This window comes from Phenylobacterium sp. (genome assembly GCF_035539035.1).
In the GTDB taxonomy this organism is placed as follows: domain Bacteria; phylum Pseudomonadota; class Alphaproteobacteria; order Caulobacterales; family Caulobacteraceae; genus Phenylobacterium.
In genome coordinates this window covers 327,414-350,943 of record NZ_DATLJI010000014.1, presented here as the reverse complement: position 1 = coordinate 350,943, position 23,530 = coordinate 327,414, and the positions used below count along the sequence as shown (strand labels likewise).

The window sequence follows — 23,530 nt, the reverse complement described above, 5'->3', positions numbered from 1 at the left end:
GCAACCCCCTTCGAGGTCGCCGATTTCGGCCTCCATGTCCAGAAACCCGAACGCCGCTGCGGCGATAGACCCCGCCGCCGACGAGGTGGTCCGCTTCGACGACGTGTCCATGCGCTATGGCCGCGGACCGGAGATCCTGAGCGACCTCAACTTCTCCCTCGCGCCGGGCAGCTTCCACTTCATCACCGGCCCCTCCGGCGCGGGGAAGAGCTCGCTCCTGAAGCTGATCTACCTGGCGGCGCGGCCGTCGAAGGGGCTGATCCACCTGTTCGGCCACGACGTCTCGCGGCTCACCGCCAAGACCCGGCCGCACCTGCGCCGACGGATAGGGGTGGTGTTCCAGGACCTGCTGCTGCTGGAGCACCTGTCGGCTTTCGACAACGCCGCCATCCCGCTGCGGATCGCCGGCGCCAAGCCCGCGGACTACCGCAACGACGTGGCCGAGCTCCTCTCCTGGGTCGGGCTCGGCAACCGGATGCACGCCATGCCGGCGACGCTGGCGGGCGGGGAGAAGCAGCGGCTGGCGATCGCGCGCGCCGTGGTCAACCGGCCCGAGATCCTGCTGGCCGACGAGCCGACGGCCAATGTCGACCACGAGATGGCGCTGCGCATCTTCCGGCTCTTCGTGGAGCTCAACCGGCTGGGCACCACCGTGGTCATCGCCACCCACGACCAGGACCTCGTGGCCCGCTCCAGCCGGCCCGTTCTGCATCTGGAGGGCGGCCGGCTGACGCCGCGCGGGCCGCTGGGGCCGGGCGGCGCATGAGCCAGCTGTTCGATCCCGCCCGCTGGCGGCCCGCGCCGTTCCTGCCGGAGGCCGAGGCGCGCGACGGCGCCCTGATCTTCGTCGTGGCCGTGCTCTGCTTCCTGGCCTGCCTGACGGCGCTCGGCGTGCTCGCCGCCGACCGCGCGGCGCGCGGCTGGAGCGGCCAGCTCGTCGGCGAGGCCACGGTCATCGTCCGCGCCCGGGGCGGCGAGACCCCGGACGCGGCCGCCGCGCGGGCGACTGAGGTGCTCGCCGGCGTCGCAGGCGTGGCCGAGGCCCGCGCCCTGGAGCCAGAGAAGGCCTACGACCTGATCCGCCCCTGGCTGGGCGACGTGGCCGACCTGGAGGACCTGCCGGTGCCGCGCCTGGTGGCCGTGACCCTGGACGACGAGCAGCCCGCCAGCGGAGCGGCCCTCGATCGGGCGCTGAAGGCCCAGGGCCTGGACGCGGTGGTGGACGACCACAGCGTCTGGATCGACGACATCCGACGGGCCGCCGGCGTCGTGCGCTGGGCCGGCGCCGGGGTCTTCCTGCTGATCGCCGGCGCCGCGGCCGCCGTGGTCGCCTTCGCCACCCGGGCGGGGCTGGCGGCGCGCAAGGATGTGGTGGAGGTGCTGCACCTCTCCGGCGCCGAGGACGCCTTCATCGCCCGGCTCTTCCAACTCAGGTTCGCGCGGATCGCGGGGCTGGCAGGCCTGTTGGGCGCGGCGGGCGCGGCCGCCGTGGGGGCGCTCGCCCGGCTGGCCGGCGGCGGCGAGGGGCTGACCCCGGCCCTGCCGATCGCCTGGAACGACCTCCTGGCGGTGCTACCCTGCCCGGTGCTGGCGGCGCTGGTCGCGGCGGTGGCCGCGCGCCTGACGGCCTCGGCGCTGATCCGGGAGATGGAATGAAGTCCGTCGCGGCCTTCCTCGTCCTGCTGCTGATCTGGACGGCCGGCCTCTTCGCCTTCGCCGCGCGGGTGCGCGACTCGACGCCTGCGCCGCTCCCCGCGGCCGCGGACGGCATCGTGACCCTGACCGGAGCGAACTCGAACCAGCGGATCTCCGCGGCCGTCAACCTCCTGGAGCGCGGCCTGGGACAGCGAGTGCTGGTCTCCGGCGTGAACCGCGAGGCCAGCCGGGAGGACATCCGCACGGTCAGCCGCGCAGTACGGCGGCTCTACGACTGCTGCGTCGACCTGGGCTTCACCGCCGCCGACACGGTCGGCAACGCGCGCGAAACCGCCGAGTGGGCGAGCGCCATGCGGTACGATACCCTGATCGTGGTCACGGCCGACTATCATATGCCCCGCGCCATGCTGGAGTTGCGCGCCGTGCTGCGCGAGCCGCAGATGCGCCTGCAGGCCTATCCGGTGGCGACGCCCGCGCTGAAGGCCCGCGGCTGGTGGCGCAACCCCGCCGCCGCCCGCTTGATGGTGGTGGAGTACAGCAAGTATCTGGCGATCCTCGGCCGCGAGGCGGTGCTGGGGCTCGGCCCCCGCGAGCCCTCTCCGGCGCAACAGAAGGGCTGACCGTGATCGCCGTCCGATCCCTGCTCTACGTGGCGCTGTTCTATCTCTGGACCGCGGTGGTCGCGATCGGGGCGACGCCGATCCTGCTGGGCCCCACGAGCTGGACCCTGGCCATGTTCCATTTCTGGGGCCGGGGCGTCGTGGCCCTGCTCGCGATCTGTGGCATCCGCGTTGAGGTTCGCGGGCGCGAGCACATCCCGCAGGGGCCGGCGCTGGTGGCCCCCAAGCACCAGTGCATGCTGGACGTCTTCGCCCAGTTCACCTGGCTGCCGGCGTCGGTCTTCGTGATGAAGAAGGAGCTGAGGCGCATCCCCTGGTTCGGCTGGTACGCGGCCAAGGTCGGCACGATCGACATCGACCGCTCCGGCCATTCCGCGGCGCTGAAGAACATGGTCCGTCGCGCCAAGGCCCAGTTCGCCAGGAACCGGCAGGTGGTGATCTTCCCTGAAGGGACCCGCGGCGAGCCGGGCGTGAAGGGCGACTACAAGCCCGGGATCGCCGCCCTCTACCGGGAGCTGGACGTGCCGGTCTATCCGGTGGCCACCAACTCCGGCGTCCACTGGCCGGCGCACGGCTTCCTCCGCCGGCCGGGGACCATCGTGTTCGAATACCTGGAGCCGATCCCGCCGGGGCTGAAGCGCGCGGAATTCATGCGCACGCTCGAGGAGCGGATCGAGACCGCCTCGGCGAAGCTGCTGGCGCTCTAGCCGCCGGCCAGCTCGCGCTGCTCCACGAGGGACAGCAGGGTCTCCATGCCCTGATCGCGCACGCCCTCCTCGCGCAGGTGCTCCACGAGGTCGCGCAGGTAATCGACGTTACGCCCGGACAGGCCCGTAGCCCCGGCGATCAGCTCGGCCTGCCGCTCGGGCCCGAGCGCCCCGGCCCACTGCGGGTGGCGAACGTCCGAGAGGAAGACCAGGGCCTCCACGCGCCGGCCGTCGGCGAGGCGCACGGCGCGGCGCGCCTCCACATAGGTCTCGGTCGGCTGCTCGCGCTCCACCAGGTAGGCGTAGACGTCGGGCCAGGCCGCCTCGTCGACGCGGTAAGCCATGCCGCGTGTCGCTCCGCCCGGCGCGAGACCCAGAACCAGGCCCGGGCGTTCATAGGTGCCGCGATGATGGACGGAATAGATGCAGAAGGCGCGCTTGCGCCCGTGTAGGGTGGCGGGCTTCCGCTCGACGAAATCGAACCCCGGCCGCCACATCAGCGAACCGTAGCCGAAGACCCAATGCTCGTCCGACATCCCGCCCCGCGCTAAACGAAGGCCCATGTCTCTGCACGATCTCCCGCCGCCTCGCAAACACAGCCGGCTTGGCCTCTACATCCCGTTCGGCATCGCCCTCCTGGTGGTCATCGGCTGGACGGTCCTGTGGCTCTGGGCGCGCGGCGAGGCCCGGGTGCGGATGGACGCCGCCGTCGAGGACCTGAAGCGCGCCGGATACGAGATCAGCTGGCAGGATCGCGGTATCGGCGGCTATCCGTTCCGCCTGAACGTCACCCTGACCGATGCGCGCGTGCGCGAGCCGTCCGGCTGGGGCCTGCAGGCGCCCGTGCTGGAGGGGCAAGCCTACATGCACGCGCCCGGCCACTGGATGCTGGCCGCCCCGGACGGCCTGACCTTCGTGCGCCCGCTCGGCGGCCCGGTGGCGGTGAAGGGCGAGGTGATCCGCGCCAGCCTGAAGGACCTCGACAAGCGGCCGCCCAGCTTCTCGCTGCAGGCTTCCAAGCTCACCTTCCAGCCGGCCGCCGGCGCCCAGCCGTTCGGCCTCACCGCCGCCGACCTCGTGGAATTCCACCTGCGGCCCGGTCCTGACGACGAGGGGCTGGTGGCGGCCGAGGTGAAGAACGGCCAAGCGCGGCTCTCCGGCCTGTTCGGCCGGATCGCCGGCGACAAGCCGGTGTCGATCACCTGGAACTCGCGACTCACCAAGATGAGCGCCTTCGCCGGCGCGGACTGGCCGTCGGCGGTGCGCAACTGGTCGGACGCGGGTGGCCAGATGCGGGTGGTGCAGGGCGGCGTCACGGCCGGCGAGGCGGTGCTGGGCTCCAACGCCGGGACCCTGACCGTCGGGACGGACGGGCGCTTGCGCGGCATGCTCGACGTGACCCTGCGCCAGGCGCCGATGGCGCTCGGGGCCATGGGTCAGGCCGGGGTGATCCAGCCGGAGGCCGCCGGCGCCGCCGCGGCGGTGGCCGAGGCGCGCCAGGGCCAGGGCGAGGCGGCCCGGGCGACCATCAACTTCCAGGCCGGCCAAACGACCCTCGGGCCCGTCGCCGTGGGACCGGCCCCGAAGGTCTACGAGCGCCGCTGACCGAGGCTTGGCCGTAGCGTGCGGCCCCCGCTTCGGCCATGCTGCCGAAAACGGGGGGAAAACGACGATGGCCTCGCTCTACGACCGGTGGCTGCTGCCCAAGCTGCTCACCTGCGCCTGCTCCTCGCCGCCGATGATGAAGCAGCGGGCGAAGATCGTGCCCAAGGCCGAAGGCCGGGTGCTGGAGCTCGGCATCGGCATGGGGCTGAACCTCGCCTACTATGATCCGGCCAAGGTGACGGAGGTGAAGGGGGTCGATCCCTCGCCCGAGCTTCGGGCGCGCGCCGAGGCCGCGACGCACGATCCGGCGCTGAAGGTCTCCGTCGTGGACGGGACCGCCGAGGCCCTGCCCTTCCCGGACAGGAGCTTCGACTGCGTGGTCTGCACCTTCACCCTGTGCTCCGTGCACACGCCGCCGGCGGCGCTGGCCGAAGCGCGCCGCGTGCTGAAGCCCGGCGGCAGATTCCTGTTCTGCGAACACGGCCTCGCCCCCGACCCCGGCGTCGCCAACTGGCAGCGGCGGATCGAGCCCGTCTGGAAGCGCCTCGCGGGCGGCTGCCACCTGACCCGGCCCGTTTCCAGCAGCATCGCGGCGGGCGGCTTCAGGCTGGAGAGGGTGGACCGGATGTATCTGCCGAAGACCCCTCGCTTCGCCGGCTGGAACGAGTGGGGCGTCGCCACCCCGGCCTGAGGACCGTCAGCTCCGCGCGGCGAGGCCGTGCTGGCGCATCCGCCAGAGCAGGGTCTCGATGCGGTCCTGGCCGAAGAACGGCTCGTCCTGGAAGACCATGGTCGGCACGCCCCAGTGGCCGACATCCTCCATTCGGGCGTGGCTCTCCTGGATGGCGGTTTCCAGCCGGTCGGCGTCCGTCGCGATCCTGCGCTCGAGCGTGGCGAGGTCCAGGCCCGCGCGGGCCGTGGCCTGGGCGAGATGGTCCCCCTGGTCCCAGCCCTGGACCTCCCCGCCCCAGATCAGCCGGCTGACCTCGACGATGAACGGCAAGCCGTGGCCAGCCTCCACGGCGGCCTGACCCAGACGGGTGAGACGGCCGATGTAAGGCTGGTCCTTCGCCACCTCGCCCGTCGAGAAGTCCATGACGATGGGGTCCGGCCGCGGCGGCCCGAACGGCAGGCCCAGCATCTGCGCAGTCCGGAAGGCGTCGCGCGCCACGTACATGGGCCAGCGCCGGTCCTGGCGCTTGAAGAAGCCCTCCACCCGCACCGCCAGCGGATAGACCGGCCGCACCCGCATCTCGACGTCGTAGTCCCGGGCGATCTCCGCCAGCCGCGGGGCGGCCAGGTAGGAGTAGGGACTGCGGAACGACCAGAAGACCTCCACCTCGAGCGTCACGGCGTCTCCTCCTCCTAGCTTGGCAATTATGACCGGTTAGTCTAATAATGACCAAATAGTCAATTCAGGAGCGACGGCATGGCGCTGGCGGAGCGGGTGGACAGGCGCAGGGTGCGGACCCGCGCGGCGCTCCTGCGGGCCGGCCACGCGCTGTTCGCAGAGCGGTCGGTGGACGGGGTCAGCATCGACGACATCGTGGCCTGCGCCGACGTGGCGAAGGGCAGCTTCTACAACCACTTCCCGGACAAGGACGCGCTCGCGCGCGAGGTCGCCGCCGAGGTGCGCGGGGCGGTGGAGGCCCGGGTCGCGGCCCTCAACGCCGACGTCGGCGATCCGGCCGAGCAGGTGGCCCGCGCGGTCTGCTTCTTCGCCCGCCAGGCCGCCGAGCATCCGGAGCCGGCCGGCGTCATGCTGCGGCTGTTCCCCGGCGCCGGCGTGCCCGACGCCCCAATGAACCGCGGGGTCCGCGCGGCCGTGCAGGCGGGCCTCGCCGCCGGCCGCTTCCAGGGCCTGCCGCTGGAGGCGGCCGTGCTGATGGCCGTGGGCGTGGTCCAGATCGCCGTCTCGCGCGGCCTGCAGAAGCCGGCGGGGGTCCAGGCGCTCGCCCGCGACCTCGCCTTCGGCCTTCTGCGCGGCCTCGGAACCGCCGAGGAGCAGGCGCGCGAGATCGCCGCCCGGGCCGCCGCCGAGGTCTTCGCCCCACATTCCTGAACCGGAGGCCGCCATGCGGGTCACCGCCGTCCTCGTCGCCATGTACGCCCTGCTGTTCGCCGTCCTGGCCCTCGGATTCTGGGCCGCGCCCGAGGTCGCCGCCCAGCGCCTGCACCTGGAGGCGGTGGGCGCGCCCGGCCTCTCCACCCTCCGCGGGGACCTGGGCGGGCTGTTCCTGGCGCTGACGGGGCTCTGCGCCCTCGGGCTGCTCCGCAGGCAGGGCCTGCTGCTGCTGGCCGCCGCTGCGGTCCTCGCGGGGATCGTCGCCGGGCGCCTGATCGGCTTCCTCCTGGCCGGCGTGTCGCCCGAGGTCTTCGGACCCCTGGCGGTGGAGGTCGCGGGCGCGACCGTGCTGGTCCTCCATGCCCGCGCGCTCGGGAGCGTGGAGCCAAGCGGCCGACGGGGCTGGATCACCGCCGGCGTCCTGCTGGCGGTCGCGATCGGCGGGGCCGCGGCGCTGGCCGCGCCGCCGGTGCAGAGCGCGCTGATGACGCGCGTCGCCCAGCGCAACCTCAGCGCCGACAACTCCGCCCTGCTCGCGCCGGACGCCCTGCGGGTGGCGGTCTGCGGCAGCTCGGCCCCCCTGCCCAGCGACACGCGCGCCAAGGCCTGCGTGGCGGTGATGGCCGGCGGCCGGTTCTATGTGGTGGACGTGGGCCCGGAGTCGGTCGAGCGGCTGATGCAGTGGGGCCTGCCGCTGTCGCGCATAGGCGGGGTCCTCGTCACCCACTTCCATTCCGACCACATCGGCGACCTGGGGGAGCTCAACCTGCAGACCTGGGCCCAGGGCCGTCCGGCGCCCCTGCCGGTCTACGGCGGCCCGGGGGTGGAGCAGGTGGTCGCCGGCTTCAACGAGGCCTACCGCCTGGACCAGGGCTATCGCACCGCCCACCACGGGGCGCAGGTGATGCCGGCCGCGACCTGGCCGCTGGTCGCCCACCCCGTGGCGCTCGCCGGGGCCCCGACGCCGGCGCGCGACCGCACCGCCCTCGTGCTCGACGACGGGACGCTGCGCATCACCGCCATCGAGCTCGATCACGGTCCGATCCAGCCGGCCTACGCCTACCGCTTCGACTATCGCGGCCGCTCGGTGGTGGTCAGCGGCGACACCAAGGCCCATCCCCCGCTGGCCCGGGCGGCGAAGGGCGCCGACCTGATGCTGTCGGAAGCGATCGCCCGGCCGATGATCCGGATCCTCGAGACGACCGCGCGCGACACCGGCCGCGACCGGGTGGCCGCGATCATGCACGACGTGCAGGACTACCACGTCTCCCCCGAGGAGGCGGCGGACCTGGCCAACCAGGCGGACGTGAAGCTGCTGGCCTTCTACCACCTGCTGCCGGCGGCCGATAACCTCGTGGCCCGGCGGATGTTCGTCCGCGGCGTCGATCAGGCGCGCGAGGGCGACTGGACGGTGGCCGACGACGGGAGCCTCTACACGCTGCCGGTGGGCTCGCAGGACATCCGCATCGGCCGGATCGGCCGGTGACCGCCGCCCCCTGAACGGCTGGGGCGGCCGCGCCTTCCGGTCCGACCGCCCCGACACGCCCTTGGGGGAGGGTCGCGTCAGTCGCCGAAGATCCAGCCGGACGGCAGGCTCGAGAGCTGTACGCCCACCAGCACCATCTGGGCGCCGCCGCCCATGTCGATGACCGTATCGTCGCCGACCTGGCTGAGCGCATAGACGGTGTCGGGATCCAGCTGGACCCGGTCGCCCTCGGCGAAGTTGAAGTCGAGCACGCGGTCGATCCCCGCCTCCGAGAAGGTATGGAAGATGTCCGCCCCCGCCCCGCCGGTCAGGGTGTCGTCGCCGCGGTCCCCGGAGAGCCAGTCGTCGCCGTCCTGGCCCAGCACCACGTCGTTCGACTGGCCGCCGCGGACGACGTCCGCCCCCGCCCCGCCTTCGCAGGTGTCATCGCCCATGTTGCCGTAGACGATGTCCCCGCCTTCGTCGCCGAACAGCCGGTCCTGGTCCCTCCCACCGACCACCCAGTCGTCGCCGCCGCCGCCGCGCACGGTGTCGTCGCCCTCGTTGCCGTGGGCGTCATCGAAGCCCGCGCCGCCGGAGACGGTGTCGTTGCCGGCCCCGCCGCGGAGGTAGTTGGCGCCTGCGTCGTCGGAGACAACGTCGTCGCCGTCGCCGCCGAAGGCCCGGTCGTCGCCGGCGCCGCCCGAGAGCGTGTCGGCGCCCACGTCGCCCGACAGGTAGTCGTTGCCCTCGTCGCCGGCGACGTTGTCGTTGTCCTGGCCGCCGTAGAGGGTGTCGTCGCCGGCGCCGCCGTTCAGGCTGTCCTGCCCGGCGTTGCCGTGCACCCAGTCATTGCCGAGGCCGGAGGACACCGTGTCGGCGCCAAAGCCGGCCGAGAAGGTGTCGGAGAGTCCGCCGAGCGTGACCAGGTCCGGCCCCGTGGTGCCGTACGTGCCCGTGGTGATCACGACGGGCCCGCCGCCGCCACCGCCGCCTCCACCACCACCGCCGCCGCCGCCGCCGCCGCCCGACGGGGCCGAGACGTTGAGCGTGAGGGTGTTGGCCGAGGCGTCGGCGTTGGCGCCCCAGGTGGTCAGGCCGTCGTCCTTCACCGTGAAGCTCAGGGTGACGGCGCCGGCCGCGGCCGGCGTGAACAGCAGGTCCCCCAGCTGGATGTCGGCGGCCGAGATCACGTCGCCCGCCTGCACGTCCAGGCCGGCCAGGGTGAGGCTGCCGCTCGCCGGCACTGCCGTGATGGTCACGGACAGCATCCCGTCGCCGTCCGGGTCCGAGAACCCGAAGTCGGCGAGGGTGATCACCCGCGTGCCCGTGGTGAGCAGGCTGGCCGAGCCGTCCGAGCCGGACGGCGCGGTGTTCTTGCCGAACGCCCCGTCGTCGAACTGCAGCCGCTCGATGGCCTCCAGGCGATCGGCGCCGTCCGGCCCGCTCACCTCCAGGACGCCGGGGCTGATCTCGGTGATGGTGTAGTCGGAGCTCTGCCCCGAGAACACGGCCACGTCGTTGCCCGCGCCGCCGACCATGGTGTCGTTCCCCGCGCCGCCCTCGAGCACGTCGGGTCCGCCGTTGGCCACCAGGCTGTCGTTCCCGTCCTCGCCCCACAGGGTGTCGTCGTCGCCGGCCCCCACCAGGGTGTCGTTGCCGTCGAGGCCGTGGATGCGGACCGATTCCAGCGAGGTCATGCCGCCCGCGTCGAGCAGGTCGTCCCCGGTGGTGCCGTTCAGGTAGATGGTGTTGGGCGCGAGGCCGGTGCGCGACAGGTCGCCGGTGATGACCACCCGCTCACCGTTGAGCTCCACCTCCTCGACGTTGTCGAGCGTGATGTCGGTGGTGCCGTCGCCGTCGAGGTCCATCAGCAGGACCTGCTTGCCGGTGATAGGATCCGGATCGCTCGGCTTGATGGTGGCCGCCTTGCCCGGGTCGAGCTGCGGAGCCTCGATCTGCAGCAGGTCGGTGCCGCCGCCGCCGTCCACCTGGAAGACGATCTTGTCGCCGTTGTCGTCCACCGCGTTCGGGTCGAACACCGTGGTGTCGAAGACGAAGGTGTCCCCGGTGGAGCCGCCGACCACGCGCGGCAGGGGCGTGAAGCCGAGGTTCTCCTGCTTGAACAGCAGCGAACTGGTGTTCTCCAGCGTGACGAGCGTGGTGAAGTCGTCGCCCTGCCCGTCCACGTTGATCTGCAGCAGCGTCGCCGAGCCCGACTGCACGAGCTGCAGGAACCCCTTCTCGAACGGGTTCTCCGAGGGAACCCAGGTGGGCGCCCGGGCCTCCAGCAGCGCCCGGATGTCGAGGAAGTCGCCGCCGGCGCCGGTCTGGAAGTCGGTGACCGTCAGCGAACCCGCGATGGCAGGGCTGACGACGAGCCGGTCGGCGCCGCCGCCCAGCCCCACGGTGACGGAGTCGCCCGCGCCGGCCTGGGCCGAGACGGTGTCGTCGCCGGCCCCGCCGAACAGGGTGTCCGAGCCGCCGCCGCCGGTGACCGAGTCCGCGCCCGCGCCCCCGTCGAGGTAGTTGGCGCCCGAGGTGCCGGTCAGGGTGTCGGCGAAGCCGGAGCCGGTGATCCCCTCGATGCTGACGAGGTTGTCCTGACCGAGGCCCCCGCCGACGTTCTGCGACCCATTCGCGGTCGCGAGGTCGATGGTGAGACCGCTCGACGCCTGGGTGAAGGCCGCCACGTCGATGCCGTCGCCGCCGTCGATCACGTCATCGCCGAAGCCGCCCTCGAGGATGTCGTCGCCGCCCCCGCCGCGCACCGTGTCGTCGCCGGCGCCGCCGAACAGGAAGTTGGACGCGCCGTCGCCCGTGAGGGCGTCGCCATGGGCGCTGCCCCACAGGTTCTCGATCTCCACCAGGGTGTCGAGGCCCAGGCCGCCGCCGACGTTCTGACCTCCCGTGGCCGCCAGGCTGACGGTCACCCCGCCCGAAGCGTCCGAGTAGCGCGCCGTGTCGCCGCCGAAGCCGCCGCGAACCGAGAGCACGCCGTTGTTGGCGCCGCCCTCCAGCCGGTCGTCGCCGGCCCCGCCCTGCAGCATGTCGTCGCCGGTCCCGCCGCCGAGGGTGTTGGCCACGCCGTCGCCCGTCAGGGCGTCGTCGAAGGCGGAGCCCACGACGCGCTCGACCCCGGTCAGGACGTCCGCACCGGCCGCGCCCGAGCTCACGCCGGTGGCGAGGTTGACGGTCACCGAGGCCGTGGCCGCGGCGTAGCTGGCTGTGTCGAGACCCGCGCCGCCGTCCAGGGTGTCCGCGCCCAGGCCGCCGAAAAGCAGGTCCTCGCCGCCGCCGCCCTTGAGGATGTCGTCCCCGAGCCCGCCATCCAGGGTGTCGGCCGCGCCCGCGCCCTGCGCCTCGACGGTCACGGTCGCGCCGCCGAAGCCGAGACCGGCGGCGTCGACATGGACGAGGCCGTCGCCGAGCAGGGTGTCCCCGCCCGCGCCGCCCGAGAGCGAGTCGGCGCCGTCGAAGCCCGCCAGCAGGTTCGCCCCGGCGTCGCCGCCCAGCGAGTCCCCGAAGGCCGAACCCGAGACGTTCTCGAAGCCGCTGGCGCGGACCGTGCCCTGGCCGGTGACCTGGGCCACCCCTTGCGAGGCCAGCGAGAAGCTGACGCCCGCCGAGGAGATGTCCGAGCCGTTGCCGTGGAAGGAGAGGGTGTCGAGATCCGCGCCGCCGTCGACGCGGTGGGTGCCCGCACCGATCTGGACGAGGTCGTCGCCGCCCCGGCCGTCGAGCATGTCGTTGCCGGTGACGCCCGAGCCGTTCGAGCCGCCCCAGATCCAGTTGGCGCCCGCGTCGCCGGAGAGGGTGTCGCTGAAGGCGGTCCCGGACACCGCCTCGATGTTCACCAGGGTGTCGAGGCCCTGGCTGGTGTTCTGGGCCTGGCCCTGCAGCGCGAGATCCACCCGCACCCCGGCCGTGGCGTTGGACGAATAGGCCGCCCGGTCCACGCCCGCACCGCCGTCGAGGCGGTCGGCGCCCAGGCCGCCCACCAGGAAGTCGTGGCTGTCGCCGCCCTGGACGGTGTCGTCGCCGTCCTGGCCGAACAGGGAGTCGGGATCGGCCCCGCCGTCGAGGCGATCGTTGCCGCCGCCGCCCAGCAGGGTGTCCGACCCGCCGGCGCCGCTCAGGGTGTCCTCGGCGCCGCCGGAGGAGATCAGCTCGCCGGACGCGCTGCCGACGATATTGACCCCCACCTGGACGGTGACGTCGGAGAACCTCAGCGCCTCGACCGTGGTCAGGGTGTCGATCCCGTCCGGCGCGCCGTCGCGCAGGTCGGTGACCGTCGTCGTCCCGTCAGGGTTGACGACGATGTCGTAGTCCGCGCGCGCCCCGGAGAAGACCGCCACGTCGGCGCCCGCGCCGCCCTCCAGCACGTCCGCTCCGCCGGCGCCGACCAGGGTGTCGTCGCCCTGGCCGCCCCGCAGGGTGTCGGCCCCCATCGCCCCGGAGGGCGCCGATGCCGACGGCGTGTTGAGGATCAGGAACGCGCCATTGGCGAAGGTGATCTCGCCGTCGCCCAACAGGAGGTCGGAACCCTCGCCGCCGGAGAGGCTGTCGGCCCCCTTCATGCCGGCGAGCACGTTGGATCCGGCGTCGCCCGCCAGCGTGTCGGCGAAGACCGTGCCGGAGAGGTTCTCGATGCCGGTGAAGGTCATCGCGCCGACGTTGGTGGCCTGGGCCACGCCCGGCTGGGCGAGGCTGATGGTCACGCCGGAGCCCCCGGTGATGTTGTAGCTCATCACCATCGCATCGACGCCCGCGCCGCCGTCCAGCACGTGGTCGCCGTTGTAGACCAGCAGCACGTCGTCGCCGCCGCGGCCGGACAGGGCGTCATTGCCGCCGTTGTAGGTCCACAGGAGGTTGGCGCCCGCGTCGCCCGAGAGCGTGTCGCTCCCCGCCGTGCCGTAGAGCCATTCCACCCCGACGATGGTCTTCACGCCCTGGCCGGTGGCCTGGGGCCCGGTGAGCGCAAGGTCGACGTTCACGGCCGGCCCGCCCTGGAACAGCAGGCGGTCGACGCCTGCGCCGCCATCGACCCGGTCCGCCCCGGGTCCCGTGACCAGGACGTCGATACCCGCGCCCCCCTGCAGCGTGTCGTCGCCCTCCGCGCCGATGAGGACGTCGTCCCCCTCGCCGCCGTCCAGCAGGTCATTCCCTTGCGCGCCCGTCAGGCTGTCGGCGCCGCCGAGACCCCCGAACGTATCCGGACCCGCCGTGCCGACGAAGTTGTCGGCGCCGGCCGTGGCCGGCAGGGCGCCGGACAGCAGCACCAGCCCATCGGAGAACTGCAGGTATTCAGCGCCCGAGATGGTGTCCGCGCCGTCGGGCCCGCCGTTGCGGTGGGTCACCCAGAGCTCGCCGCTCGCCTGGCGGACCACGTCGTAGTCGGCGCGCGCGCCGCTGAAGACCACATGGTCGACGCCTGTTCCGCCGTCGATGAGGTCGTTTCCGGCGCCGGCGATCAGGCGGTCGTCGCCCTGGCCGCCCTTGAGGGTGTCGGAGCCCGCGCCCCCGTCGAGGGTGTCGGCGCCTGCGCCCACCTCCTCTTCGACGAAGGGCGACGCCGCCGTCCCGAACTCCGACCGGGCGCCGATCAGGCCGTCGCCCAGCAGAAGGTCCGCGCCCTCGCCGCCGGACAGCGAGTCCGCGCCGTCGAAGCCGGCCAGCTGATTGGCGCCGGTGTCGCCCGTCAGGGTGTCACCGAACGCGGAGCCCGAGAGGTTCTCGAAGCCGGTGAGCTGCATCGAGCCCTGGTTCGTCGTCTGGGCCGCGCCCTGCAGGGCAAGGGAGACGTTGACGCCCGCCGGACTGATGTCGCTGCCGTTGCCGTGGAAGGACAGGGCGTCGGTGTCGGCGCCGCCGTCGAGCACATGGTCGCCAGCCCCCACCTGAACGAGGTCCTCGCCCGCGCCGGCGGAGATCCGGTCGTTGCCGGTGACGCCCGAGCCGTCCGAGCCGCCCCACAGCCAGTTGATCCCGGCGTCCCCGGTCAGGGTGTCGTCGAACCGCGTCCCCGACACCGCCTCGATGCTCACCAGAGTGTCCAGGCCCTGGCCGGTGTCCTGGGCGGCGCCCTGCAGGTTGAGGTCCACCCGCACGCCTGCCGTGGCGCCGGAGGAGAAGGCCGCGCGGTCGAAGCCCGCGCCGCCGTCGATCAGGTCATTGCCGCCGGACCCGACCAGGAAGTCGGCGCCGGCGTCGCCCAGCAGGGTGTCGTCGCCGCCCTCGCCGCGCAGGCCGTCGTCGCCGTCGCCGCCGCTCAGCTTGTCGGCTCCGCCGCCGCCGAAGACCACGTCAGAGGCTCCGAGGGCGGAAAGCGTGTCGCTGCCGGCGCCGCCGGTGAGGGTGTCCGGTCCGGCCGTCCCGGTCGTGTTGGAGCCGACGCTCGTCGACGGCAAGTCGCCGTCGCTGAAGCGCAGGGTCTCCACTCCGCTCAGCGTGTCGGCGCCGTCCGGAGAACCCGACCTCAAGTCGGTGACCGTGATCGTGCCGTCGGCCTGCAAGGCGAGCTGGTAGTCGGCCCGCGCGCCGCTGAACCGGGCGACGTCCTGGCCGTCGGCGCCGTCCAGCCGGTCCGAGCCGCGCCCGCCCAACAGGGTGTCGTCGCCCTGGCCGCCGACGAGGGTGTCCGCGCCGGCCGGAAGGTCGCCGAAGATCCCGTCGTCGAAGGCCGTGATGATGGCGTTGTCGTCGACGCCCAGCGCGCCATCGCCGAGCAGGGTGTCGTTCCCCTGCCCGCCGACCAGCGAGTCCGAGCCGCCCCAGCCGGCCAGGACGTTCGCCCCGTCGTTGCCGGTGAGGGTGTCGCCGCCGTAGCGGGTGCCGCTCAGGTTCTCGATGCCGGTCAGGGTCATCAGGCCCTGGCCGGTGTCCTGGGCGCCCGTCGCCGCCAGCGTGACCTTCACCGGCTGGGTCAGCGTCACCCCGTCGAAGTCGATCCCGTCGGCGCCCTCTCCGCCGGCCAGGGTGTGCGCGCCGGCCCCGACCGTGAACAGGTCGTCGCCGCCGCCGCCCGACATGGAGTCGGTTCCTTCCGTGCCCCACAGCCAGTTGCCCGCGCCGTCGCCCACGAGGGTGTCGTTCCCCGCCGTCCCGGTGAGGTGCTGGATGTTGATCAGGGTGTCGTTGCCGTTGCCGGTGTTCTGGACCTGGTTCTGAAGCAGCAGGCTGACGTTCGCGGATCCCGCGCCGTAGAAGCTGACGCGGTTGGCCCCCGCGCCGCCGTCCAGCACGTCGTCGCCGCCGCCGCCCACGAGGAAGTCAGCCCCGTCCTCGCCCAGCAGGGTGTCGTTGCCCCCCTGGCCGCGCAGGGTGTCCTGGTCCGCGCCGCCGAGCAGCCGATCGCCGCCGCCGCCGCCCTCCAGGACGTCCACGCCGGCCAGGCCGGAGATGGTGTCGGCGTTGGCGCCGCCGACGATCGTGTCGTCGCCCGTCGTGCCGAACAGCGTGCCGCCAACGTCCCCGAGGGAGACGGTCTGGTCGGTGAACCTCAGGAACTCCACGCCGGTGAGCGTGTCGGCGCCGTCCGGCGAGCCCTGGCGCTGGTCGGTGACCTGCACGCTCCCGTCGTTCAGCACATTGATGACGTAGTCGGCCCGGGCGCCGGTGAAGACGGCGGTGTCGGTCCCCGCTTCGCCGGCGAGGACGTCGTCGCCCGCGCCGCCATCGAGGGTGTCGTCGCCGTCGTCGCCCCACAGCTGATCCGCGCCGCCGCGGCCCGCGAGGGAGTCCCCGCCCTCGCCGCCGTCGAGGATGTTGGCCGCCTCGGCGCCGGCCAGGGTGTCACCGTGTTCGGAGCCGGCCAGATTCTCGATGCTGACCAGGGTGTCGGAGCCGAAGTCGGCGCTGACGGCCTGGGGTCCCGCGACGGCGAGGTCGACCTTGACGCCCGCGGTCGCCGCCTCGCCGTAGACGGCCCAGTCCTGGCCCGCGCCGCCGTCGAGCCGGTCGTCGCCCGCGGCGCCTTCCAGGGCGTCGTCCGAGCCCTGACCGGAGAGGCTGTCCGCGCCGCCGCCGCCGTAGATGTAGTTCGAACCGCCGTCGCCGCTGACCACGTCATCGAAGGCGCCCGCGTAGACATTCTCGACGTTCGCGATCGTGTCGACGCCGGCGCCGCCGCCGACCGTCTGGGCCGTGGTGACGGAGAGGTCGATGTTGAGCCCGGACGAGGCGTCCACGTAGGCGGCGACGTCGCCGCCCACTTCGCCACGCAGCCCCAGGACGGCCGTGTTGACGCCGCCGTCCAGTACGTCGTTGCCCGCGCCGCCGGCCAGGTAGTCGTCGCCCTGGCCGCCGGTCAGCGAATCCGCGCCGGCCTGGCCAACCAGGAAGTCGGTCCCGACCGTGCCGCTGATCGTGTCGTCGCCGAAGCTGCCCGAGGCTTGGTACTCGCCGTCCGCGCCCGCCTGCGGGTGGATCGTGGCGAGGTCCAGGACGTCATGACCCGCGGTGCCGATGGTCACCGGCCGGCCGTTCGAGACCAGCTGGCGCACCGACAGCGGCAGGCTGACGAACTGAGCCTGGTTGAACGGCGGCACCAGGAAGTGCAACAGGTCGACGTTGGTGATGGTATCGACGCCCTGCCACGCCTGGTCCCCCAAGCCCTCCACGGTGGCCGCGCCATCGCCGTTCACGGTGACGCGGAAGACTGCGACGCCGAGGTTGTTGTTCACCAGCTCGACGTTGAAGACGTTCGCCTGCGCCGTCTCGACCACGCGCAGGGAGCCCGCCGTGCCCGTGGGCAGCTCGAAGGCCGCAATGTCGTTCGCGCCGGAGCCGCCATCGACCGTGTCTCCACCGCCGCCGCCGACGAGGTAGTCGTCGCCGCCCGCACCGAGCAGCTTGTCGCCGCCCGCGCCGCCCTGGAGGTTGTTGCCGAGGCCGTGCCCGGTGAGGGTGTCGTCGCCCAGGCCGCCGTTGGCGTTGACCTGCCCCGCCAGGTTCACGCCGGCGGTGGCCGCCACGTCGATGACGTCGTTGCCCGGCGTGCCGCCGATGAACCCGGGGCTGACGTTCAGGGTCCGGTCGATGGAGACGAACGGGCCGTTCTCGGTCCCGTCGACGTAGAAGTGCAGGTGCTCGACGCCGCTGACGGTGTCGGAGCCCAGCCCGGCCGCGATCCCGGCGCCGGTGACCACGGCGCCGCCGTTCTCGCCGAGCGTCACCGTGAAGACGTCGCTGGCGACGCCGTTCTGGACCAGCTGGACCTTCAGCTCGCCGGCCTGCGCGCCCTCGACCACGCGCAGCGTCCCCGTCGTGCCGGCCGGGAGCCGGAAGGCGGCGATGTCGTCGCCCGCCCCGCCGTCCAGCTTGTCCGCGCCCGCGCCGCCGATCAGGTAGTCGTCGCCGCCGAGCCCCGAGAGCGTGTCGGAGCCCGCGCCGCCGTCCAGCGCCCAGTCCTTGCCGCCGCCGCGGCCGCTGATCACGTCGTTGCCGGCGCCGCCGTTCACGCCGATCTCGGCCGCATCCGAGTTCGGATAGAGCGCAGCCAGATCGATAGCGTCCGCGCCCGGCGTGCCTTCCACGAACCCACGGCCGTTGCTCACCGGATCGGTCCGAGGAACGAGGGGCACCGAGAGGAACTGGCCAGCCGGCGGCGTCGCGGCGTCGGTGGAGAAATGCAGCTCCTCGACGCTGGTGAGGGTGTCCGTCCCCGCCGAGGTCATGGGCCCCAGGCCCTGGACGGTGGCGCTGCCCGCGCCCGTGATGGTGATCTCGTAGAGGTCGGTGACGTTCCCGCCGTCGACCAGCTGGACCACGAACTTGCCGGAGGATTCCACGAGCCGCAGCGCGCCGACGGCCCCGGTCGGCAGGCGGAAGGCCGCCACGTCGCGGTCGGCGCCGCCGTCGATAAGGTCGCTGCCGCCGCGGCCGATCAGGTAGTCGTCGCCACCGAGACCCTGCAGCTTGTCGTCGCCCACGCCGCCGTCCAGCGCCTGGTCGGGCCCGGCGTGACCCACGACGGTGTCATTGCCGAATCCGCCGTCGACGCCGAGACGGACCGAGCCGTCTGCCCCCGGATAGAGCGTGCCGAGCTGGATGACGTCGCCGTCGGCCGAGCCCTGCACGAAGGCGAAGCCGCCGCTCACCTGGCCGGCGTTCACCGTCAGGTTCAGACCGACGAACTGGCCCGGCGTCGGGTTCTGCGCCGGAATAAAGAAGTGCAGCTCCTCCACGTCGGTGACCGTGTCGGTCCCGAGGTTCGCCACCGGGCCGAGGCCCTCCACCACAGCGTCGCCGTCGGTGACGGTGACGCGGAACACGTCGGTGACGGTGTTCCCGTCGACGAGCTGGACGATGATCTTGCCCAGGTCGGCCCCCGCGCCGGCCACGGCGCGAAGCGAGCCGGCCGTTCCCTGGGGAAGGCCGAAGCCGGCGATGTCGTGGCCGGTGCTGCCGTCGATGCGGTCCGAACCGCCGTTGCCCGTGAGCCGGTCGTCGCCGGCCAGGCCGTCCAGGGTGTCGGCCCCCGGGCCGCCATTGAGGGTGTCGTTCCCCGTCGTGCCCTGCGGCGTCTGGACCGCGCCAAGATCGTTGGCGCTCAGGGTGACGTCGCTGAAGCGGAAGCTTTCCACCCCCTGGACCACATCCACGCCGTCGGGCGCGCCGTTGCGCAGATCGGTGACGGTGATGGAGCCGTCGCCGTTCACGCTGACCGTGTAGTCGGCCCGCGCGCCGGAGAAGACGGCGGTGTCGGCGCCTGCGCCGCCCACCAGGGTGTCGGCGTCGGCGCCGCCGGTGAGGGTGTCGTCGCCCGTGCCGCCCTTCAGGGTGTCGACGCCCGCGCCGCCCTGCAGATCGTCGTTGCCGCCAGGCAGTTCGAACTCCGCCACGTCGTCGAAGGTGGCGATTGCGCCGGAGCCGGTGCCGCCGTCGATGTCGATCGCCCCGTCGCCCAGCAGCAGGTCGTTCCCTGCGTCGCCGGAGAGCTTGTCGTGGCCGCTGAAGCCCGCCAGCACGTTGGCCTGGGTGTCGCCGGTGAGAGTGTCGGCATGGTCCGAGCCCGAGAGATTCTCCACGCCGGTCAGCGTCATCGCGCCGATGCCGGTGGCTTGCTGGCCGCCCTGCGTGGCGAGGCTGATGTTCGCCCCCGCCGTCGCCCATCGCACCGAGACGGAGTCAGCCCCGTCCCCGCCGGTCAGGCTGTGGTCGCCGCCCGCCACCATCAGCAGGTCGTCGCCGCCGCGGCCGTTCAGGACGTCGTTGCCGCCGTTGGAGCCCCAAAGCCAGTTGGCCTGGGCGTCGCCCGACAGGGTGTCGGACTTCTCGCCGCCAGAGACGTGCTCGACGTTGGTCAGCACATCCATACCCATGCCGGTGTCCTGCGGACCCGCGACCTGCAGGTCGGCCTTCACGCCGTCGGTCTCGCTGTAGAGCGAGACCCGATCGAAGCCCGCGCCGCCGTCCATCGAGTCGGCGCCCAGCCCACCCGACAGGTAGTCGTCGTCCGCCCCGCCCGAGAGGGTGTCGTCGCCGTCCGCCCCCCGCAGGCCGTCGTGGCCGGCGCCGCCCGCCAGGGAGTCGTCGCCCGCCCCCCCGCCGATGTCGTCCACGAAGCCCCCGCCCTGGATGGTGTCGTTACCCTGCTGGCCGCCAGCCGCGCGCACCACGTCGGAAGCCAGACCCGAGTATCCCTGGCCGAGGTCGATGACGTCGTTCAGCGGCGTGCCGCCGGCGAAGGCCACGCCGTTCTGCGGCGTGTTGAACCGCGGCGTCAGGTTCAGGGTCGTAAACTGGCTCTGGGTGAACGGCGGCACCATGAAGTGCAGCTGGTCGACGTTGGCGACCGTGTCGGTCCCCTGCCAGGCCTGGTCACCCAGGCCCTCGACAGTGGCCGCGCCCTGGCCTGTCACCGTGACGCGGAAGACCGCCACGCCGACGTTGTTGTTCACCAGCTCGACGTTGAACACGCCCGCCTGGGCCGTCTCCACCACGCGCAGCGACCCCGCCGTGCCCTGCGGCAGCTCGAAGGCGGCGAAGTCGTTCACGCCCGTGCCGCCGTCGAGGACGTCATTGCCGCCGCCGCCCACCAGCCGGTCGTCGCCGGCTTGGCCGAGCAGCTTGTCGGCGCCCGCGCCGCCCTGGAGGTTGTTGCCGAGGTCGTGGCCGGTGACGGTGTCGTCGCCGAAGGCGCCGTTGACGTTCACCGCGCCGCCGAGGTTGACGCCCGGCGTTGTGGAGACGTCGATGACGTCGTCGCCCGCCGTGCCGCCGATGAAGCCCGGGCTGACGTTCAACGTCCGGTCGATGGACACGAACGGGCCGTTCTCGGCCCCGTCGACGTAGAAGTGCAGGTGCTCGACCCCGCTGACGGTGTCCGCGCCGAGGCCGGACGCGATGCCCAAGCCCGTGACCACGGCCCCGCCACTGTCGCTGAGGGTGACGGAGAAGACGTCGCTGGCGACGCCGTTCTGCACGAGCTGGACCTTCAGCTCGCCCGCCTGGGCGCCTTCCACGACGCGCAGGGTCCCGGTCGTGCCGGCCGGTAGCCGGAACGCGGCGATGTCGTCGCCCGCACCGCCTTCCACCTTGTCCGCCCCGCCGGCGCCGACGAGATAGTCGTTGCCCTCGAGGCCCGAGAGAGTGTCGGCGTCGGCCGTTCCGGTCAGGGTGTCCGGACCCGACGTCCCTCCGGCCTGGTCCCCGGTCGTCGGAGCGGGGATGGTCTGGTCGCTGAACTTGAGCGACTCGACTCCCGTGAGCGCATCGACGCCGTCGCCGTTCTGGCGGTTGTCGGTGACGGTGATGGAGCCGTCGCCGTTCACGCTGACCGTGTAGTCGGCGCGCGCGCCGGAGAAGACGGCGGTGTCGGTCCCCGCGCCGCCCAGGAGGGTGTCGGCGTCGGCGCCGCCGGTGAGGGTGTCGTCGCCGGTGCCGCCCTTCAGGGTGTCGGCGCCCGCGCCGCCCTGCAGATCGTCGGCGCCGCCGGCCAACCCAAAGTCGGCCACGTCGTCGAAGGTGGCGATCGGACCCGCGCCCGTGTCGCCGTCGATGTCGATCGCCCCGTCGCCCAGCAGCAGGTCGTTCCCCGCCTCGCCGGCCAGTCTGTCGTGACCGCTGTGGCCCGCCAGCACGTTGTCGTTGGTGTCGCCGGTCAGGGTGTCGGCGTGCGCGGACCCCGACAGGTTCTCGACGCCGGTCAGCGTCATGGCGCCGATGCCGGTGACCTGCGACCCTCCGCCTTGGCTGGCGAGGCTGAGGCTCGCCCCGGCGGTCGCGGCGGTCACCGCCACGGTGTCGGTCCCCTCGCCGCCGGTGAGGCTATGGTCGCCGCCGGCCACCATCAGCAGGTCGTCGCCGCCGCGGCCGTCCAGGACGTCGTTGCCGCCGCCCGAGCCCCACAGCCAGTTGGCCTGATCGTTCCCAGAGAGCGTGTCGGACTTCCCGCCGCCGGAGACGTGCTCGACGTTGGCCAGCACGTCCATGCCGAGGCCGGTGTCCTGCGGACCGGAGATCTGCAGGTCGGCCTTCACGCCATCGGTCTCGCTGAAGAGCGAGACCCGGTCGAAGCCCGCGCCGCCGTCCATCGAGTCGGCGCCCAGGCCACCCGACAGGTAGTCGTCGTCCGCCCCGCCCGAGAGCGTGTCGTCGCCGTCCGCACCGCGCAGGCCGTCGTCGCCCGCATTGCCCACGAGGGAGTCGGCGCCGGCCCCGCCGCCGATGTCGTCGACGAAGCCGCTTCCCTGGATGGTGTCGTCGCCCTGCTGGCCGCCCGCGGCGCGGACCACGTCCGACGCCAGACCCGAGTATCCCTGGCCGAGGTCGATGACGTCGTTCAGCGGCGTGCCGCCGGCGAAGGCCACGCCGTTCTGCGGCGTGTTGAACCGCGGCGTCAGGTTCAGGGTCGTGAACTGGCTTTGGGTGAACGGCGGCACCATGAAGTGCAGCTGGTCGATGTTGGCGACCGTGTCGGTCCCCTGCCAGGCCTGGTCGCCCAGGCCCTCGACCGTCGCCGCGCCCTGGCCGGTCACCGTCACCTTGAAGACCGCGACGCCGACGTTGTTGTTCACCAGCTCGACGTTGAACACGCCCGCCTGGGCCGTCTCCACCACGCGCAGCGAGCCCGTCGTGCCCTGGGGCAGTTCGAAAGCGGCGAAGTCGTTCGCGCCCGTGCCGCCGTCGAGGGTGTCATTGCCGCCGCCGCCGACCAGCCGGTCGTCGCCGGCCTCGCCCAGCAGCTTGTCGGCCCCGCCGCCGCCCTGGAGGTTGTTGGCGCCGCCATGGCCGGTGACGGTGTCGTCGCCGAAGGCGCCGTTGACGTTCACCGCGCCGCCGAGGTTGACGCCCGGCGTTGTGGAGACGTCGATGACGTCGTTGCCCGGCGTGCCGCCGATGAACCCGGAACTGACGTTCAGGGTCCGGTCGATGGAGACGAACGGGCCGTTCTCGGTCCCGTCCACGTAGAAGTGCAGGTGCTCGACGCCGCTGACGGTGTCGGAGCCCAGCCCGGCCGCGATCCCTGCGCCGGTGACCACGGCCCCGCCGTTCTCGCTGAGCGTCACCGTGAAGACGTCGCTGGCGACGCCGTTCTGGACCAGCTGGACCTTCAGCTCGCCGGCCTGCGCGCCCTCGACCACGCGCAGCGTCCCCGTCGTGCCGGCCGGGAGCCGGAAGGCGGCGATGTCATCGCCCGCCCCGCCGTCCAGCTTGTCCGCGCCCGCGCCGCCGACCAGATAGTCGTCGCCGCCCTGGCCCGAGAGGGTGTCGGATCCAGCGCCCCCTTCGAGCGCCCAGTCCTTGCCCGCGCGCCCGATGATGTTGTCGTCGCCGAAGCCGCCGTTCACACCGATCTCGACGGCATCCGAGTTGGGATACAGCGCGGCCAGGTCGATCGTGTCGGGGCCCGCAGACCCGTTCACGAAGGCTCGACCGCCGCTCACCTGTCCGGCCACGACCTCGAAATGGAGGCCGGCGAACTGCCCAGGCCCCTGGCCATCGCCGATGAAGAAGTGCAGCTCCTCGACCGCCGACACGGTGTCGGTTCCCAGATCCGCAGCCAGGTTCAGACCCTCTACGGTCGCCGAGCTCCCGTTGATCGCGACGCGGAACACATCCGTGACGGTGTTCCCGTTCACCAGTTGGACGAGGATCTCGCCCGGGCCGGACCCGGAGACGAGCTGCAGAACGCCGGACGCGCCCGCCGGCAGTTGATAGCCGGCGACATCGTGTCCGGACCCGCCGTCGAGGGTATCGGCGCCGGCGTCGCCGGTGAGCCGGTCCTCGTCCGCGCCGCCCACCAGGGAGTCGTCGCCCTGGCCGCCGAACAGGGTGTCGTTCCCCGCCAGGCCGTCCATGCTGTCGGCGCCCGTGGCGCCCACCATGTTGTCGTTCCCGGTTCCACCGAAGTCAGCCACGACGCGCACTCCCCCCATGGCGCGCAGAGCCCTCCGCGCGCCTGACC

11 protein-coding genes are annotated in these 23,530 nt (G+C 72.8%); 8 read left to right on the top strand and 3 right to left on the bottom strand.

The window, feature by feature from the left end; genetic code table 11:
• Window positions 1–34: 34 nt before the first annotated feature.
• The 4 genes from ftsE to VM685_RS11290 are packed head-to-tail and all read left to right on the top strand — an operon-like array spanning window position 35 to window position 2,983.
• Window positions 35–766, top strand: a complete 732-nt coding sequence (gene ftsE / locus VM685_RS11305; RefSeq protein ID WP_325460251.1) for a cell division ATP-binding protein FtsE — start codon at window positions 35–37, stop codon at window positions 764–766.
• On the top strand, window positions 763–1,656 hold the full coding sequence (locus VM685_RS11300; protein WP_325460250.1) for an FtsX-like permease family protein: 894 nt from the start codon (window positions 763–765) through the stop codon (window positions 1,654–1,656). Before ftsE ends, VM685_RS11300 begins: the two co-directional genes overlap by 4 nt.
• On the top strand, window positions 1,653–2,276 hold the full coding sequence (locus VM685_RS11295) for a YdcF family protein (RefSeq protein ID WP_325460249.1): 624 nt from the start codon (window positions 1,653–1,655) through the stop codon (window positions 2,274–2,276). The genes VM685_RS11300 and VM685_RS11295 overlap by 4 nt, the downstream gene beginning before the upstream one ends.
• A 2-nt stretch (window positions 2,277–2,278) precedes the next feature.
• Window positions 2,279–2,983, top strand: a complete 705-nt coding sequence (locus VM685_RS11290; protein WP_325460248.1) for a lysophospholipid acyltransferase family protein — start codon at window positions 2,279–2,281, stop codon at window positions 2,981–2,983.
• Here VM685_RS11290 and VM685_RS11285 read toward each other — a convergent pair.
• Window positions 2,980–3,519, bottom strand: coding sequence for a gamma-glutamylcyclotransferase (locus tag VM685_RS11285; RefSeq protein WP_325460247.1), 540 nt, complete (start codon window positions 3,517–3,519; stop codon window positions 2,980–2,982). The two genes, VM685_RS11290 and VM685_RS11285, sit on opposite strands and share 4 nt — an antisense overlap.
• A 25-nt stretch (window positions 3,520–3,544) precedes the next feature.
• On the opposite strand from VM685_RS11285, the gene VM685_RS11280 reads away from it, so the two are divergent.
• Complete coding sequence (locus VM685_RS11280; protein ID WP_325460246.1) at window positions 3,545–4,588, top strand: DUF2125 domain-containing protein; 1,044 nt, start codon at window positions 3,545–3,547, stop codon at window positions 4,586–4,588.
• Between the two features lie 67 nt (window positions 4,589–4,655).
• Window positions 4,656–5,279: a class I SAM-dependent methyltransferase gene (locus tag VM685_RS11275; RefSeq protein WP_325460245.1), complete on the top strand. Its 624-nt coding sequence runs from the start codon at window positions 4,656–4,658 to the stop codon at window positions 5,277–5,279.
• A 6-nt stretch (window positions 5,280–5,285) separates the two neighbouring features.
• Here the strand turns inward: VM685_RS11275 and VM685_RS11270 are convergent, their stop codons facing one another.
• Window positions 5,286–5,939 carry a 2-hydroxychromene-2-carboxylate isomerase gene (locus VM685_RS11270; RefSeq protein WP_325460244.1) on the bottom strand — a complete coding sequence of 218 codons (654 nt, stop codon included), beginning with the start codon at window positions 5,937–5,939 and terminating at the stop codon, window positions 5,286–5,288.
• Between the two features lie 78 nt (window positions 5,940–6,017).
• Between VM685_RS11270 and VM685_RS11265 the strand changes: the two genes are divergently transcribed.
• Entirely contained in the window at window positions 6,018–6,650 is a 633-nt protein-coding gene (locus VM685_RS11265; protein WP_325460243.1) for a helix-turn-helix domain-containing protein, read from the top strand.
• Between the two features lie 13 nt (window positions 6,651–6,663).
• On the top strand, window positions 6,664–8,139 hold the full coding sequence (locus VM685_RS11260) for an MBL fold metallo-hydrolase (protein ID WP_325460242.1): 1,476 nt from the start codon (window positions 6,664–6,666) through the stop codon (window positions 8,137–8,139).
• 77 nt (window positions 8,140–8,216) lie between these two features.
• Here VM685_RS11260 and VM685_RS11255 read toward each other — a convergent pair whose 3' ends face one another.
• Window positions 8,217–23,483: a type I secretion C-terminal target domain-containing protein gene (locus tag VM685_RS11255; protein ID WP_325460241.1), complete on the bottom strand. Its 15,267-nt coding sequence runs from the start codon at window positions 23,481–23,483 to the stop codon at window positions 8,217–8,219.
• Window positions 23,484–23,530 lie beyond the last annotated feature (47 nt).